This window comes from Kluyvera intermedia, assembly GCF_034424175.1.
GTDB lineage: Bacteria > Pseudomonadota > Gammaproteobacteria > Enterobacterales > Enterobacteriaceae > Kluyvera > Kluyvera intermedia.
On record NZ_CP139986.1, the window covers coordinates 4,262,118 to 4,278,869 of the forward strand.

16 protein-coding genes are annotated in these 16,752 nt (G+C 53.8%); 9 read left to right on the top strand and 7 right to left on the bottom strand.

Annotation, left to right across the window (positions count from 1 at the left end; genetic code table 11):
• Window positions 1-95 precede the first annotated feature (95 nt).
• Window positions 96-1,148 (top strand): archaetidylserine decarboxylase, encoded by a 1,053-nt coding sequence (gene asd, locus U0026_RS20530; protein WP_062776007.1) that lies wholly within the window; start codon window positions 96-98, stop codon window positions 1,146-1,148.
• Window positions 1,149-1,169: 21 nt separating this feature from the next.
• Window positions 1,170-4,490 carry a miniconductance mechanosensitive channel MscM gene (mscM, locus tag U0026_RS20535; protein WP_062776004.1) on the top strand — a complete coding sequence of 1,107 codons (3,321 nt, stop codon included), beginning with the start codon at window positions 1,170-1,172 and terminating at the stop codon, window positions 4,488-4,490.
• Between the two features lie 176 nt (window positions 4,491-4,666).
• Here mscM and yjeM read toward each other — a convergent pair whose 3' ends face one another.
• Window positions 4,667-6,169 (bottom strand): glutamate/gamma-aminobutyrate family transporter YjeM, encoded by a 1,503-nt coding sequence (yjeM, locus tag U0026_RS20540; protein ID WP_062776002.1) that lies wholly within the window; start codon window positions 6,167-6,169, stop codon window positions 4,667-4,669.
• Window positions 6,170-6,391: 222 nt separating this feature from the next.
• Window positions 6,392-7,369, bottom strand: coding sequence for an elongation factor P--(R)-beta-lysine ligase (gene epmA / locus U0026_RS20545; protein WP_062776001.1), 978 nt, complete (start codon window positions 7,367-7,369; stop codon window positions 6,392-6,394).
• 311 nt (window positions 7,370-7,680) lie between these two features.
• Between epmA and frdA the strand changes: the two genes are divergently transcribed.
• Genes frdA through frdD form a run of 4 tightly spaced genes read left to right on the top strand, consistent with a single transcriptional unit; the run spans window position 7,681 to window position 10,974 of the window.
• Window positions 7,681-9,471 carry a fumarate reductase (quinol) flavoprotein subunit gene (gene frdA, locus U0026_RS20550; protein WP_062775999.1) on the top strand — a complete coding sequence of 597 codons (1,791 nt, stop codon included), beginning with the start codon at window positions 7,681-7,683 and terminating at the stop codon, window positions 9,469-9,471.
• Window positions 9,464-10,198, top strand: a complete 735-nt coding sequence (locus U0026_RS20555; RefSeq protein ID WP_062775997.1) for a succinate dehydrogenase/fumarate reductase iron-sulfur subunit — start codon at window positions 9,464-9,466, stop codon at window positions 10,196-10,198. Before frdA ends, U0026_RS20555 begins: the two co-directional genes overlap by 8 nt.
• Before the next feature lie 10 nt (window positions 10,199-10,208).
• A complete protein-coding gene (gene frdC / locus U0026_RS20560; protein WP_062775996.1) occupies window positions 10,209-10,604 on the top strand; it encodes a fumarate reductase subunit FrdC in 396 nt (131 codons plus the stop codon).
• 10 nt (window positions 10,605-10,614) lie between these two features.
• Window positions 10,615-10,974 carry a fumarate reductase subunit FrdD gene (gene frdD, locus U0026_RS20565; protein WP_062775993.1) on the top strand — a complete coding sequence of 120 codons (360 nt, stop codon included), beginning with the start codon at window positions 10,615-10,617 and terminating at the stop codon, window positions 10,972-10,974.
• A 29-nt stretch (window positions 10,975-11,003) separates the two neighbouring features.
• On the opposite strand, the gene ampR is transcribed toward frdD, so the two are convergent.
• Window positions 11,004-11,879, bottom strand: a complete 876-nt coding sequence (gene ampR, locus U0026_RS20570; RefSeq protein WP_062775991.1) for a LysR family transcriptional regulator AmpR — start codon at window positions 11,877-11,879, stop codon at window positions 11,004-11,006.
• A 132-nt stretch (window positions 11,880-12,011) separates the two neighbouring features.
• Here ampR and blaACT point away from each other — a divergent pair, with 132 nt between their 5' ends.
• On the top strand, window positions 12,012-13,157 hold the full coding sequence (gene blaACT, locus U0026_RS20575) for an ACT family cephalosporin-hydrolyzing class C beta-lactamase (protein WP_062775989.1): 1,146 nt from the start codon (window positions 12,012-12,014) through the stop codon (window positions 13,155-13,157).
• Window positions 13,158-13,194: 37 nt separating this feature from the next.
• Here the strand turns inward: blaACT and sugE are convergent, their stop codons facing one another.
• The 4 genes from sugE to efp all read right to left on the bottom strand — a co-directional run bounded on the left by sugE (window position 13,195) and on the right by efp (window position 14,646).
• Entirely contained in the window at window positions 13,195-13,512 is a 318-nt protein-coding gene (sugE, locus tag U0026_RS20580; protein ID WP_062775987.1) for a quaternary ammonium compound efflux SMR transporter SugE, read from the bottom strand.
• A gap of 135 nt (window positions 13,513-13,647) precedes the next feature.
• Window positions 13,648-13,794 carry a lipoprotein toxin entericidin B gene (gene ecnB, locus U0026_RS20585; RefSeq protein ID WP_062775985.1) on the bottom strand — a complete coding sequence of 49 codons (147 nt, stop codon included), beginning with the start codon at window positions 13,792-13,794 and terminating at the stop codon, window positions 13,648-13,650.
• 99 nt (window positions 13,795-13,893) lie between these two features.
• Window positions 13,894-14,025: an entericidin A/B family lipoprotein gene (locus tag U0026_RS20590; RefSeq protein WP_062775983.1), complete on the bottom strand. Its 132-nt coding sequence runs from the start codon at window positions 14,023-14,025 to the stop codon at window positions 13,894-13,896.
• 54 nt (window positions 14,026-14,079) lie between these two features.
• Window positions 14,080-14,646 (bottom strand): elongation factor P, encoded by a 567-nt coding sequence (gene efp, locus U0026_RS20595; protein WP_062775981.1) that lies wholly within the window; start codon window positions 14,644-14,646, stop codon window positions 14,080-14,082.
• A gap of 40 nt (window positions 14,647-14,686) precedes the next feature.
• Here efp and epmB point away from each other — a divergent pair, with 40 nt between their 5' ends.
• Together epmB and yjeJ are read left to right on the top strand one after the other, a co-directional pair.
• Window positions 14,687-15,715, top strand: a complete 1,029-nt coding sequence (gene epmB / locus U0026_RS20600) for an EF-P beta-lysylation protein EpmB (protein ID WP_062775979.1) — start codon at window positions 14,687-14,689, stop codon at window positions 15,713-15,715.
• 153 nt (window positions 15,716-15,868) lie between these two features.
• On the top strand, window positions 15,869-16,726 hold the full coding sequence (yjeJ, locus tag U0026_RS20605; protein WP_062775977.1) for a YjeJ family protein: 858 nt from the start codon (window positions 15,869-15,871) through the stop codon (window positions 16,724-16,726).
• Window positions 16,727-16,752 lie beyond the last annotated feature (26 nt).

The window sequence follows — 16,752 nt, forward strand, 5'->3', positions numbered from 1 at the left end:
TCTGGCTAACAATCGCTAGAATCGGCCGCTTTTCTCATTAAGATCCGACGTTCGGCGTCGGATCAGGAACGACACATATTGGCCTGGAGGCTACCTTGTTAAACTCGTTTAAACTTTCACTGCAATACATTCTGCCTAAACTGTGGCTTACGCGTCTCGCAGGCTGGGGTGCAAGCAAACGAGCGGGATGGCTGACCAAACTGGTTATCGATCTGTTCGTGAAATTCTACAAGGTCGATATGAACGAGGCGCAGAAGCCGGATACCGCCAGCTATCGCACCTTCAACGATTTCTTTGTTCGTCCGCTGCGTGATGAAGTGCGTCCACTCAACACCGATCCAAGCGTCCTGGTGATGCCAGCCGACGGTGTTATTAGCCAGTTAGGTGCGATCGAAGGCGACAAAATTCTGCAGGCGAAAGGCCACAATTACTCGCTAGAAGCCCTGTTGGCCGGTAACTACATCATGGCTGACCTGTTCCGTAACGGGACATTCGCCACGACCTACCTGTCACCGCGCGACTATCACCGTGTGCATATGCCGTGTAACGGTATCCTGCGTGAGATGATTTACGTACCAGGCGATCTGTTCTCCGTAAACCACCTGACTGCACAAAATGTACCGAACCTGTTTGCCCGTAACGAGCGCGTCATCTGCCTGTTCGATACTGAGTTTGGCCCAATGGCACAGATTCTGGTTGGCGCGACGATTGTCGGCAGTATTGAAACCGTTTGGGCTGGCACCATCACCCCGCCACGTGAAGGCGTGATTAAGCGCTGGACCTACCCTGCGGGCGACCAGGAGGGTTCAATCGCTCTGCTGAAAGGTCAGGAAATGGGCCGCTTCAAGCTGGGTTCCACGGTTATTAACCTGTTTGCACCGGGCAAAGTGAAGCTGGCTGAGCAGCTGCAAAACCTCTCTGTGACCAAACTGGGTGAGCCGCTGGCTATCTCTACCGAAGCCGTCGTAGAACCAGAAGTGGTCGCCGAACCAGAAGTTGTGGTTGCGCCGGAAGTGGTCGTCGAACCGGAAATGGTGGCTGAACCAGAAGTCGTCGCTGAGCCGGTTATTATCGTTGAACCAGTTGAAGAAAAAGTTATCGAACAGAAGGTCGCACCACTGACCGACGATAAAAAAGAGCAAAGTTAATTACTGAAAAAGGGTTTTGATGTGCGCCTGATTATCACGTTACTGATGGCCTGGTGCCTCAGCCAGGGGGCGTACGCAGCGACGGCCCCCAACGCCCGACAAATCGCCCAAGAACTGGAACAGGCGAAAGCGGCCAAGCCCGCTCAGCCTGAAACCGTCGAGGCACTACAAAATGCACTGACCGCGCTTGAGGAGCAAAAAGGCTCCCTCGAGCGCGCCGCTCAGTATCAGCAAGTCATCGATAACTTCGCCAAACTCTCCCAGACGCTGCGCAACCAGCTAAATAATCTGCGCGATGAACCTCGCCCTGCACCAGAAGGCATGAGCTCAGATGCGCTAAACCAGGAGATTTTGCAGGTTAGCAGCCAGCTGCTAGAAAAAAGTCGCATTGCTCAACAGGAACAAGAGCGCGCACGCGATATTGCCGATTCTGTTAATCAGTTGCCACAGCAGCAAACCGACGCCCGCCGCCAGTTGAATGACGTGGAGCGCCGTATCGGCACGACGCCGGGCAATACACCGCTGGCGCAAGCGCAGGCCCTCAGTCTCCAGGCCGAATCCAGTAAACTTAAAGCGTTGGTTGATGAGCTAGAGCTGGCACAGTTATCGGCAAATAACCGCCAGGAGCTGTCACGTATGCGTTCTGAGCTGGCGCAAAAGCAGAGCGAGCAGCTCGACGCCTACTTGCAAGCACTACGTAATCAGTTGAACAGCCAGCGCCAGCGCGAAGCGGAACGGGCGCTGGAAAGCACCGAACTGTTGGCAGAGAACAGTGAGAACCTACCGGCAGGGATCGTTAACCAGTTTAAAATTAACCGTGAACTGTCACAGGCGCTGAACCAGCAAGCTCAGCGCATGGATCTCGTCGCCTCTCAGCAGCGTCAAGCAACCAACCAGACCCTTCAGGTGCGTCAGGCACTCAATACCCTACGCGAACAGTCCCAGTGGCTCGGCGCTTCGAATCTGCTAGGCGAAGCGTTACGCGCCCAGGTTTCACGTCTGCCAGAGATGCCAAAGCCACAGCAACTGGACACAGAAATGGCGCAACTTCGCGTTCATCGTCTGCGTTATGAAGACCTGCTGAATAAACAGCCGCAGTTGCGGCAGATTAATCAGGTTGACGGCCAGCCGCTCACCAGTGAGCAGAATCGTATTCTTGAGGCGCAACTGCGGACTCAACGCGAGCTACTCAATTCACTGCTGCAGGGTGGTGACACGCTGATCCTCGAGTTAACCAAGCTGAAGGTTTCCAACAGCCAGTTGGAAGATGCGCTCAAAGAGGTTAACGAAGCCACACACCGCTACCTGTTCTGGACGTCAGATGTGCGCCCTATCGACTTCAGCTGGCCGCTGGAGATCGTGCAAGACCTACGCCGCCTGATCTCACTGGACACCTTCAGTCAGCTTGGCAAAGCCAGCATGATGATGCTCACCAGCCGCCAGACATTGCTGCCGCTGTTTGCCGCTCTACTGCTGGTCGGTTTTAGCATTAGCTCACGTAAGCACTTCACGCGCTTCCTCGAGCGCTGTAGCGCGCGGGTAGGCAAAGTTACCCAGGATCACTTCTGGCTCACGATGCGCACCGTATTCTGGTCGATTCTGGTGGCATCACCGCTACCGGTACTGTGGGCCACGCTGGGTTACGGTCTTCAGGAGGCCTGGCCGTTCCCGCTTGCCGTAGCGATCGGCGATGGCGTCACCGCCACCGTGCCGCTGCTGTGGGTGGTGATGATCTGCGCCACCTTTGCGCGCACCAACGGTCTGTTTATCGTTCACTTCGGCTGGCCGCAAAATCGCGTCGCCCGTGCCATGCGCTATTACCTGATGAGCATTGGGCTTATCGTGCCGCTGATAATGGCGCTGATCATGTTCGATAACCTCAACGACCGCGAGTTCTCAGCATCGCTAGGCAGACTTTGCTTTATGTTGATCTGCGGAGCATTGGCGATTGTCACGCTCAGTCTCAAGCGCGCGGGAATTCCTTTGTATCTCGACAAAGAAGGCAACGGCGACAACCGGGTTAACAGCATGCTGTGGAACCTGATGATTGGCGCACCGCTGGTCGCCATTTTTGCTGCCGCCGTCGGCTACCTCGCCACCTCACAAGCGCTGCTGGCACGCCTTGAGACATCGGTCGCCATCTGGTTCCTGCTGTTGGTGATTTACCACGTCATCCGCCGCTGGATGTTAATTCAGCGCCGCCGACTGGCGTTTGAACGCGCCAAAAACAAGCGTGCTGAGATGCTGGCGCACCGCGCCCGTGGCGAAGAAGAGCCGCATCCGTCGAGCCTTGAAGGTGCGGCAGAAATGGAAGTCAGTGAGGTGAATCTCGATACCATCAGCGAACAATCGTTGCGGCTGGTACGGTCAATACTGATGCTGGTCGCACTGGTATCCGTGATTATTCTGTGGTCGGAAATTCACTCAGCGTTCGGCTTCCTTGAGAACATCTCGCTGTGGGACGTAACCTCAACCGTACAGGGCGTTGAGAGCATTGAGCCTATCACCCTCGGTGCCGTGTTGATTGCGATTTTGGTGTTGATTATCACCACCCAGCTTGTCCGTAACTTACCCGCGCTACTCGAGCTTGCCATCCTACAACATCTGTCGCTGACGCCGGGTACCGGCTATGCCATTACCACCATCACCAAATATCTGCTGCTGCTGATCGGTGGGCTGGTCGGATTCTCGATGATTGGTATTGAATGGGCGAAGTTACAGTGGCTAGTCGCGGCGCTGGGTGTCGGGTTGGGCTTTGGCTTGCAGGAGATATTCGCCAACTTTATCTCTGGTCTGATTATTCTGTTTGAGAAACCCATTCGTATCGGCGATACGGTCACCATCCGAGACCTGACCGGCAGCGTGACGAAAATTAACACCCGCGCCACCACTATCAGCGACTGGGACCGTAAGGAGATAATCGTGCCGAATAAAGCGTTTATCACCGAGCAGTTTATCAACTGGTCTCTGTCGGATTCGGTCACCCGCGTGGTGTTAAGTATTCCAGCACCGTCTGATGCCAATAGCGAAGAGGTGGCGCAGATCCTGCTCACCGCAGCGCACCGTTGCTCGCTGGTCATCGATACCCCGCCGCCGGAAGCTTTCCTCGTGGATTTACAACAGGGCATTCAGATCTTCGAGCTGCGTATCTATGCCGCCGAGATGGGTCACCGTATGCCGCTGCGTCACGAGCTGCACCAGTTGATTCTGGCCGGTTTCCGCCAGCACGGTATCGATATGCCGTTCCCACCGTTCCAGATGCGTCTGGAAAGCCTGAATGGCAAGAAAACGTCGAATACGTTGTCATCGGCGGGAAGAACACGCCAGCCGGGAAGTTTGTAAGCGCAACGATCTGTCGCAACAGGTAGGCCTGAAAGCTGCGCGCCATCAGGCACAACCCTGCAGATTGCCGGATGGCGGCTTCGCCTTATCCGGCCTGCGTAAACTGTAGCCCGGACGAGGTGCGCAAGCACCGACGCCGGGCTACCTTCCTGCCAGATCCCCTGCGGCATTCAACATTACTCCGCCGCCAACTCCGGTTGGCGGTTAATGCGGCGGTGATAGTTCTCATAAATCGCCATCGCCAACAGCGAGAAGAAGATCGGCCCACCGACCATCCATAGCGCGCTGCTCCAGTCACCCGCATCAATCACCGGCTGAATCACGGTAAAGATGTTGGCAAAAGTCACCACTAAAACCACCACCGTCGTTGCCAGCCATGTAGATGCCTTGGTTTTAAACATCACAAATGGACGTTCGAGATCCATTTTGGCTTTAAAGAACGGGAAGGCCAGCGCCAGGAACAGATATGGCAGGGTCATTGAGACATTCGCCATCAACGTCAGCTTGTTGTAAAACGCTGAAGCGGTATCACCGCCAAAAGAGACCAGCAGAATAAACAAGCTCACCAACGCACACTGCATCCACATTGCCGTAGATGGCATACCGTTTTCATTGAGACGGGTCATCGACGCCGGCCACAACGCTTTTGGCGTGCCCTGAATAATCGCCTTCAGCGGCGAGTAGCTTAAGGTGAAAAACGCGCCGGTATAGGCGAGGAACATCGACAGCCCGGTGATACGCGCAAACCATACGCCCACCGTGGCAGCCACTTCAGGCGGCAGGTGCAAAGCATTGCCAAGCGTGGTGCCCAGACTGGTCATCAGCACGTAGGTAATATTGCCAAGGTTAACCGAATGGTCGCTTAAAATTTGCTGCCAATTAGTACTCACACCCCACAAGAATATGGCGAGTGAATAACCAATCGAAATAACAATCGCGGCAAAGATAATACCTTTGGCAAAGTTCTTTTCCGGTTTATCAGTTTTGTCCACCAGACCACCGACAGCTTCAATACCGCCGTAAGCGAAAATGGCAAATACCACAAACGATAATACCGCCAGCCCGGATTGATAACCCGGATTCGGCGAGGCGGTGAAATTAATCGGCTGTGCGAAGTGGCCGCCGTTTAATAACAAAATGGCAATACTCACTAACAATAAAACTAAATTCAGACACATAACGGCAATGCCGCCCACGGCGGTAATTCGGGCAATTTTATTAATTCCTTTTGCCGCAACCGTTGTGACTAACACCATCCACACGACCGCTAACAGCCCGACCACCTGCGTGGAGGCCAGCCCCGCAAAGCCCCAGTGTTGGGTCATGTCTGTGCCAAATAAGAAGGTCGAGAACGGAACCCATACTTTCGCTGAGGTGCTTACCATCCAGATAACGTAGGAGGAGAACCACATAAAGGTGCCAATAAATGCGTAGCGCGGGCCGACGCTATTATTCATCCACGAATAGATACCGCCCTCTTCCTTACGGTAGGCAGATCCCATTTCAGCCATCATTAAGGCGAATGGAATAAAGAATAAAAGCGCGGAAAATATATACCAGGTGATGGCGCTATATCCCATCAGGTAAAACGCGGAGGGGCTATTGGCAAAACCAAAAACTGAGGTAAATATCATGAGAATGAGGCCAATAAGGCTCATCTTTTTTATTGATTGGGTCATTTGACCATCCCTTACTCTGGACTGTTTTTTTAACATATCGAGCGGCATCGCGCGGCAGGCTTGTATCGGCAAGGCAGCGGAAATCGACGCGAGAAATTGCTGGCAGGATGATAGCAAATAGCCAGACGAATCTTGTGGCCATAAGAGGGAATTTTGAAATTAAAAACTAGAAAATGGCGCAATTTGCGCCATTTTATGTTGCATAATTGTATGCAATCAGGCTTATGCCCGATCCACGCTGAACGCCAATACGTCCGACAGTTGTTCAGCGCCTAACGCCAGCATGACCAGACGATCAACGCCCAGGGCTACACCGGAACAGTCTGGTAAACCCGCCGCCAACGCATCCAGTAGATTCTGGTCGATAGGCTGTGCCGGGAGACCACGCGCTACGCGCTTGCGGTTATCCTGCTCAAAGCGCTGCTGCTGTTCGCGGGCGTCGGTCAGTTCATGGAAGCCATTCGCCAGCTCAATCCCTTTGAAGTAAACCTCAAAACGCTCGGCTACGCGGTGATCTTCAGCGCTAATCTGCGCAAGCGAAGCCTGGCTTGCCGGGAAGTGGTAAACAAACGTCGGCTTGTCTTTGCCGATATGCGGCTCAACGCCCATCGCAAACAACAGTTGTAGCAAGGTATCGCGGTCTTCTTCGGTATCGGCGATGTTGCTCAAATCAAGCTTTGCCGCCACTTCACGTAGCTGGGTTTTGTCCGCTGACAGCGGGTCAATTTCCAGGTGACGCTGGAACGCCTGCTGATAAGAGAGGCTTTCAGCGGGCTGGGTTTCCAGCACCTGCTGCAACAGATCATCGACTTCGTTAATCAGACGATACATGTCGAAGTGCGGTCGATACCACTCCAGCATAGTGAACTCTGGATTGTGGTGACGCCCCATCTCTTCGTTACGGAAGCTTCGGCACAGCTGGAATACCGGGCCACAGCCCGCTGCCAGCAGGCGCTTCATATGGTATTCCGGGCTGGTCATCAGATACAGATTCATGCCCTGGGAATGCCCCGGGCCAACAAAGCGAGTCTCAAACGGGACTAAATGGACGTCTGTCACCGTTGCCTGGCTCATACAAGGCGTCTCCACCTCCAGTACACCGCGGTCGGCAAAGAAACGACGAATTTCCGCCATCAGCGCCGCGCGTTTTAACAGGTTAGGGATGGATGCGCTCGGCTGCCAGGTTGCCGTCTCGCTCATGTTTTTTTCTCCGATTTCAGACAAGGGCACGAAGTCTACCCTCAAGCATCACATGACACAAATTTTGCCCAGCAATTTCCCGCAGGACAGGAACGACAATTTCTCTAAGTAATTCCACAACGTAATTCATCAGCTACATTGATAAATAAAGCGCACATAACGATAAAAAAATCGAACACGTCAAATTTCCCTGACGACCTCACGGGTATACTGCTTTACCCATAAAGGAGCAGTGGAAACGTTTTTACGCCAGGCTACCTGATATCCCCCGCGTAGCTTGTTGTGAAATAACAAAAATCTGGAGGAATGTCGTGCAAACCTTTCAAGCCGATCTTGCCATTATAGGCGCTGGTGGCGCTGGATTACGTGCTGCTATCGCAGCGGCCCAGGCCAACCCGAAAGCCAAAATCGCGTTGATCTCTAAAGTTTATCCTATGCGCAGCCACACGGTTGCCGCTGAAGGTGGCTCCGCCGCCGTCGCACAGGACCATGATAGCTTCGAATACCATTTTCACGACACCGTCGCCGGTGGCGACTGGCTTTGCGAACAGGATGTCGTCGATTACTTCGTCCACCATTGCCCAACGGAGATGACCCAGCTCGAACAGTGGGGTTGCCCGTGGAGTCGTCGCCCAGACGGTAGCGTCAACGTCCGACGTTTCGGCGGCATGAAAATCGAGCGTACGTGGTTCGCCGCCGATAAAACCGGCTTCCACATGCTGCATACTCTGTTCCAGACCTCCCTTCAATTCCCGCAAATCCAACGTTTTGATGAACACTTCGTCCTCGACATTCTGGTCGATGACGGTCAGGCCCGTGGCCTGGTGGCGATGAATATGATGGAAGGCTCACTGGTGCAAATTCGCGCCAACGCGGTGGTGATGGCGACCGGCGGCGCAGGCCGCGTGTATCGCTACAACACCAACGGTGGCATCGTCACCGGCGATGGTATGGGCATGGCGCTGAGCCACGGCGTGCCGCTGCGTGATATGGAATTTGTTCAGTATCACCCGACCGGTCTGCCGGGTTCGGGCATCCTGATGACTGAAGGCTGTCGTGGTGAAGGCGGTATCCTGGTCAACAAAAATGGCTATCGCTATTTGCAGGATTACGGCATGGGGCCGGAAACACCGCTCGGCGAGCCGAAAAACAAATATATGGAGCTGGGTCCGCGCGACAAAGTCTCCCAGGCCTTCTGGCACGAATGGCGTAAAGGCAACACCGTACCGACCCCGCGCGGCGATGTGGTTTACCTCGACCTGCGCCATCTCGGTGAGAAAAAGCTGCTGGAACGTCTGCCGTTTATCTGCGAACTGGCGAAAGCCTACGTCGGTGTCGATCCGGTGAAAGAGCCGATTCCTGTGCGTCCAACCGCGCACTACACCATGGGCGGCATCGAAACCGATCAGCACTGCGAAACCCGCATTAAAGGGCTGTTTGCCGTCGGCGAATGTTCTTCCGTCGGGCTGCATGGCGCAAACCGTCTGGGTTCCAACTCATTAGCAGAACTGGTGGTGTTTGGCCGCATGGCCGGCGAGCAGGCGATGGCGCGTGCTGCAACAGCGGGAGAAGCGAACGGCAGCGCGCTGGACGCGCAGGTCAGCGACATCGAAAACCGCCTGAAGGCCGTCATGAACCAGGAAGGCAACGAAAACTGGTCGAAGATCCGCGACGAAATGGGTCTGTCGATGGAAGAAGGCTGTGGGATTTACCGTACGCCGGAACTGATGCAGAAAACCATCGATAAACTGGCCGAGCTGCAAGAGCGTTTCAAGCGCGTGCGCGTGACCGATACTTCCAGCGTGTTCAACACTGACCTGCTCTACACCATCGAGCTGGGCCACGGGCTAAACGTTGCCGAATGTATGGCACACTCTGCAATGGCGCGTAAAGAGTCGCGCGGCGCACATCAGCGTCTGGATGAAGGCTGTACCGAACGTGATGACGTAAACTTCCTCAAGCATACCCTCGCCTTCCGCGATGCCGACGGCACCACCCGCCTCAACTATAGCGATGTAAAAATCACCACTCTGCCACCGGCGAAACGCATGTACGGCGGCGAAGCAGAAGCGGCCGAGAAGAAGGAGAAGGCCAATGGCTGAGATGCAAAATATCAAAATTGAGATTGTGCGCTACAACCCGGAAGTGGACAGTGCACCGCATAGCGCCTTTTATGAAGTGCCTTACGATGAGCAGACTTCACTGCTCGACGCGCTGGGCTACATCAAAGACAACCTGGCACCGGATTTAAGCTACCGCTGGTCCTGCCGTATGGCGATCTGTGGTTCCTGCGGCATGATGGTTAACAAGGTGCCAAAACTAGCCTGTAAGACCTTCCTACGCGAATACACCAAAGGTCTCAAGGTTGAAGCGCTGGCTAACTTCCCGATTGAACGCGATCTGGTGGTCGATATGACCCACTTTATCGAGAGTCTGGAAGCGATTAAACCGTACATCATCGGCAACCCACGCACGCCGGATCAGGGCCCGAACACGCAGACCCCGGCGCAGATGGCGAAATACCATCAGTTCTCCGGCTGCATCAACTGCGGTCTGTGCTATGCGGCCTGCCCACAGTTTGGCCTGAATCCTGAGTTCATTGGTCCTGCGGCCATAACGCTTGCGCACCGCTACAACGAAGACAGCCGCGATCACGGTAAGAAAGAACGTATGGCGCAGCTTAACGGCCAGAATGGCGTCTGGACCTGCACCTTTGTCGGTTACTGCTCCGAAGTGTGCCCGAAACACGTCGACCCGGCCGCCGCCATTCAGCAGGGCAAAGTGGAAAGCTCGAAAGACTTTCTTATCGCCACCCTGAAACCACGCTAAGGAGTGCATGATGACGACTAAACGCAAACCCTATGTACGGCCGATGCCGTCCACCTGGTGGAAAAATCTGCCGTTTTATCGCTTCTATATGCTGCGTGAAGGCACGGCGGTACCGGCGGTCTGGTTCAGCCTTGAACTGATGTATGGGATTTTCGCCCTCAAACACGGCCCTGAAACCTGGGCTAATTTTGTCGGCTTCCTGCAAAATCCCATTATCGTTATCCTGAACCTGATTGTGCTCGCAGCGGCGTTGCTTCATACCAAAACCTGGTTTGAACTGGCGCCGAAAGCCGCGAACATCATCGTAAAAGGCGAGAAAATGGGGCCAGAGCCGGTGATTAAAGGGCTATGGACGGTGACGGCTCTCGTCACTGTGGTCATTCTGTTTGTCGCACTGTTCTGGTAAGGAGACTATTGTGATCAATCCAAATCCAAAACGTTCTGACGAGCCGGTCTTCTGGGGACTGTTTGGCGCAGGCGGTATGTGGAGCGCCATCATTGCGCCGGTAATTATTCTACTGGTCGGTATTTTACTGCCGCTGGGGCTGTTCCCGGGCGACGCACTGAGCTATGAGCGCGTGCTGGCCTTTGCCAGCAGCTTCATTGGCCGCGTCTTCATCTTCCTGATGATTGTCCTGCCGCTGTGGTGCGGCCTGCACCGTATTCACCATGCGATGCACGACCTGAAAATCCACGTGCCAAGCGGCAAGTGGGTGTTCTACGGTCTGGCCACCATCCTGACCGTGGTCACATTGATTGCCGTGGTCACCATTTAAGTCCACAGGCCCGCCATCCGGCGGGCCTGTTATTTTCGCATCTTCCCCACCAGCCACTGCGCAAACTCACCCATGGCGGGCGTTTCTGCACGTGACTGAAGCCGGGTAAGCCAGTAACTCCCCAAATCAATCTGTGTTGTAAACGGCTGAACAATACGCTCGCTATTGAGCAAGTGGGTAAACATCTCAACGGGTGCAATAGCGATCCCTGCGCCTGCCTGTGCAGCTTCTAGCATGGTGACCGACGAATCAAATACCATCACCCGATGTGTCGGCGACGGCGGCAACTCACCCGCGGCCTGCATCCACGCCGTCCATTCATCGCGCCGGTAGGAACGCAGAAGAGTGAATTTCAACATATCGGCTGGCGAATGCAGATTAGCGGCAATCTCTGGCGAGCATAGCGGTGCCAATGGCGCAGGGCACAGGAACATTGCATCGGTGCCATGCCAGGCTCCGCCGCCGTAACGAAGGGTAAAATCCAGCCCCTCGGCCGCAGGATCGACACGGTTATTATGCGTCGACAGTTGTAGATCAATATGCGGGTAACGGCGATGAAAATCCTCAAGCTGTGAGAATAGGAAGCCGGTCGCAAACGTGCCAACGACGCCCACCTTCAGCTTCTCCTGAGCGCGATTACTGGCAAAGCGATCGAGCATCCCGGCGATACGATCAAAAGAATCGTTCAGGACGGGCAGGAGATTTTCGCCTTCAGTGGTCAACATCAGGCCGCGGGACACCCGCACAAAAAGCTGGCAATTCAAATGCTGCTCCAGCGCCTTCACATGCTGACTAATAGCCGAATGGGTCACATTCAGCTCAATAGCGGCATGCGTAAAATTCAGATGCCTGGCGGCGGCTTCGAAAGCCCGAAGCGAATTCAGGGGGATATAGCTGCGCGTCATAGACCCATCCGTTAGAAAAATTAACAGCTCATGCTAAATTTAACCGTTTGTCAGGCCTAGTCAAATCCCACAAACTACGCTCGTCTGAAGGGCCCGGACATACTCTTGATCTGTGATTATGGAAGATAATTGATGATGAAAAAATCCCTTTGCTGCGCCCTGCTGCTCGGCGTCTCTTGCACCACGTTTGCCGCGCCAATGTCTGAAAAACAGCTGGCTGACGTCGTGGAACGTACCATTACGCCGCTGATGAAAGCGCAGGCCGTTCCGGGCATGGCTGTCGCGGTCATTTACCAGGGCAAACCGCACTACTTTACCTTCGGCAAAGCCGATATCGCCGCCAATAAACCGGTGACCCCGCAAACGCTGTTCGAACTGGGTTCTATTAGCAAAACCTTCACCGGCGTGCTGGGCGGCGATGCCGTTGCTCGCGGTGAGATTTCCCTTAGCGATAAAGCGACAAAGTACTGGCCTGAATTGACCGGCAAACAGTGGCAATGTATTAGCCTACTGGATCTGGCGACCTATACCGCAGGCGGCCTGCCGCTACAGGTACCCGATGACGTCACCGATAACGCATCCTTGCTGCACTTCTACCAGACCTGGCAGCCGCAGTATCACCCCGGCAGCACGCGTCTTTATGCCAATGCCAGTATTGGTCTGTTTGGTGCGCTGGCCGTCAAACCGTCCGGCATGAGCTTTGAGCAAGCGATGACCGAACGCGTCTTTAAACCACTCAAATTAGCCCATACGTGGATAAACGTTCCACCACAAGAAACCCAGCACTACGCCTGGGGCTATCGCGACGGTAAGGCCGTCCACGTTTCGCCAGGCATGCTGGATGCACAAGCCTATGGCGTGAAAACGAACGTCGAAGATATGGCGAGCTGGGTGATAGCGAACATGACGCCGGACAGCGTCCAGGATGCGTCTTTGAAGCAAGGTATCACCCTGGCGCAGTCTCGCTACTGGCGCATCGGCTCTATGTATCAGGGACTTGGCTGGGAGATGCTTAACTGGCCGGTCGACGCCAAAACGGTAGTCAACGGTAGTGATAACAAGGTCGCACTGGCGGCGTTACCGGTGAAAGAAGTGAATCCGCCTGCGCCACCGGTCAAAGCATCGTGGGTACATAAAACCGGTTCTACCGGCGGGTTCGGTAGCTACGTGGCGTTTATCCCTGAAAAGGATCTTGGCATCGTGATGCTCGCCAACAAGAGCTATCCCAACCCTGCCCGTGTTGAAGCGGCTTACCGCATTCTGAGCGCGCTGCCATAACGGCTTGCCGGGCAGTGTCTCCACCGCCCGGTCAATATTAATGTGCGCTGATTTTCAAACCAATAATGCCCAGAACGATAAGCGCCAGGCTGGCAATACGCATTGGGCTTGCGGACTCACCTAACAGCAAAATACCGGTTATCGCCGCCCCGACCGCACCAATCCCCGTCCACACCGCATAGGCCGTTCCAACGGGCAGACTTTTCATCGCCCATGACAGCATTGCCATGCTAACGACCATCGCCACAACGGTAATCACGCTGGGAACCAGACGGCTAAAACCATGGGTATATTTAAGGCCAACGGCCCAGACGACTTCGAGAAGACCAGCAACAAAGAGAATTAACCAAGGCATATAAGGCTCCATTAAATGGGGCCGTCCCCGGATGCGATACGCTTACAGGTCGTCCCGTAAGGTTTTGTGAAAAGTCGCAGTAGTATAAGGCAGGAAAAACGACGGTACAACGTTACGCCGTACCGTCATATATCTTTATTGCTGGGCTTTAGTTGCCGCGCCAGAAATCGCACTGCCACCATCCGAAATATCCTGTCCCACACCACGTGTGGTATTACAGGCGGTTAAAACAGAGGAAAGTACCAGAACTGTAAAAAGTGATGCGATCGCTTTTTTCACCATAATAATATCCTTTGCGTGAGTTTTTGTTATCTAGCTCTATAAGCATAGACAACTTCACTCAGGATGTTGGGATCTCAGCGTTTTTTAGGAAGAAAGGAATTAACTCACGGCGTGGGAAATAGCGTGACCCAGACTCTGAATATCTTCACCCACGCCACGCGCGGTGTTGCAGCCGGTCAGCAGTGCGCCGCTCAGAAACAGCAGCAGAAAAAGTTTAACGGTCGGTTTCATCATCCATGCCCGCAAGAGATCGACGCAACAACAACGTTGCTGCGTCTAATCGCATTACTTGACGCGTGAGACGTATTCGCCAGAGCGAGTATCGACTTTGATCACTTCGCCAATCTGTACGAACAGTGGCACTTTAACGACAGCGCCGGTGCTCAGCGTTGCTGGTTTACCGCCGGTACCTGCGGTATCACCTTTCAGACCAGGATCGGTTTCAACGATTTCCAGTTCAACGAAGTTCGGTGGGGTCACGGAGATAGGCTGACCGTTCCACAGGGTCACGATGCACTCAGCCTGATCCAGCAGCCATTTCGCGTTATCACCAACCGCTTTCTCATCGGCAGCCAGCTGCTCGAAGGTTTCGTTGTTCATGAAGTGCCAGAACTCACCGTCGCTGTACAGGAAGGTCAGGTTCATATCGGCAACATCTGCACCTTCAGCAGAGTCGGTAGACTTGAAGGTTTTCTCAACACGAGTACCGGTCAACAGACGACGCAGTTTAACGCGTGCGAATGCCTGACCTTTACCCGGCTTAACGAATTCACTGGCTTCAACCGCGTACGGTTCGCCGTCCATCATGATTTTAAGACCAGCACGAAAATCGTTGCTATAGTAAGTCGCCATAAGGCCCTCTGAAATTGTTAAATGGTAGCTAAGCCACAAAATGGCGCATATTGTAACCCTAAATACCCCATCCAGAGAAGATTGGTTGATGCAACTTGCCGATGTTCTCACCGATCCGGATGAACTATTACGTCTTCTGAATATAGACGCTGATGAAAATTTGCTCGCAGGACGAGACGCGAAGCGCCTTTTCGCCCTGCGTGTTCCACGTGCATTTATCGCGCGAATGGAAAAAGGCAATCCCAACGATCCGCTTTTGCGCCAGGTACTGACCTCGCAAGAGGAGTTTATTGCCGCGCCCGGTTTTTCCACCGACCCGCTGGAAGAACAGCACAGCGTGGTACCCGGTCTGCTGCATAAGTACCGAAATCGCGCACTGTTGTTGGTCAAAGGGGGCTGTGCAGTCAACTGCCGTTATTGCTTCCGTCGTCACTTCCCGTATGCCGACAATCAGGGCAATAAACGCAACTGGCAGGCAGCGCTGGACTACATAAGCGCGCATCCGGAACTGGACGAAATTATCTTCTCCGGCGGCGATCCGTTGATGGCAAAAGATCATGAACTGGACTGGCTTGTCAGCCAGCTAGAGGCCATCCCGCATATCAAGCGCCTGCGCATTCACAGCCGCTTGCCGATTGTGATTCCCGCACGCATCACCGATACGCTGGTCGCCCGCTTCGCACGTTCATCGCTGCAAATTCTGCTGGTGAACCATATCAACCACGCCAATGAAATTGACGGCGCATTTTGCGCTGCCATGACCAACCTGCGCAAAGCGGGTGTCACGCTGCTTAACCAAAGCGTACTGTTGCGCGGCGTGAATGATAATGCGCAAACCCTGGCAAACCTTAGCAACGCGCTGTTTGATGCGGGAGTGATGCCTTATTACCTGCACGTGCTGGACAAAGTTCAAGGTGCGGCGCACTTCCTTGTCAGTGATGAAGAAGCGCGCGAAATCGTGCGTGAACTCTTAACGCTAGTCTCAGGCTATATGGTGCCAAAACTGGCGCGCGAAATTGGCGGAGAGCCAAGTAAAACGCCACTGGATCTCAATCTACGCCAACGTTAAGCCCCTCTCTCTATACAGGCTTCGGCCTGTATATATTCTCTGGACTTCATAGTGACCTGTGCTATTTTAACTCTCTCAATACTGCCATAAAAATAAACCAGATCAATAAGTTAAATAATTTCATTTAACTCAAAAATGGTTAAGGAGAACCGTTTGGCTATCACTATCATGGGTATTAATGCGGGCGTTATCCGCCAGGATAAAAATTTCATTGCTCTGGCGCTGAAAATCAAAGCCCCACGTAGCAAAGAGTTGCTTTTCTTCCTTCCTACACTGGTGCTGAAAGACCTGCTTATCGCACTGGAATTTCGTATTTCGCAGATCCCAACGCTCAGCGCAGACGACCGTAGCCACTATGAAAAATTGCGCGATAAAGCCGTGCAGAAAATGCATCAAAACATCCCCACTATTTCACGCGAAGAGCTGGAACACGCGGATGTGAATATGCGGGTCAATACCCTTGCGCTATTGCAACACGATGCGAACACCATGACCTTTGCACTGAATTTGCAATCAGGTAAAACCGTTGAGCTGACGGTTGATCTGCTCCAGATTGAGCTGCTGATTACCGTCATGATCCACGCCATCAACAACGCCGATATGCGCGAACTTGCCGTACGCATGTCATCAATTCTTGATTTCTTACCCCTGTACGACGTGGACTACCGCGACGGTGGCAATCTTGAATACGACTCTTATGACCACCCAGCCTGGAAGCGTAACTTGTTTGTGCATCATCTGGCGGTGCTTTATCGCTACACAGATGCTGACAGCAAAGTGCAGTTTTGTGGGACGGTGATTAAAACGCGCAGTAAGCCTGGGACTAAAGAAGTGGAGGGTATTTCTCGCCGCCTGCTGGACGTCAGCCCGCGACTGAACAAGCTAGCAAACATGCCAAGCCAGGTGCTGGTGAGAGCGCTCTCTTCCGATAAGAACAAAACGTTTAGCGCTGATGCCTGTATGCAAGCGCTCTATCAACTGCAACAAAACGCTGAAAAAGCCAAAGCCTGATTTGCAGCCCCCGGTAAAACGCCGGG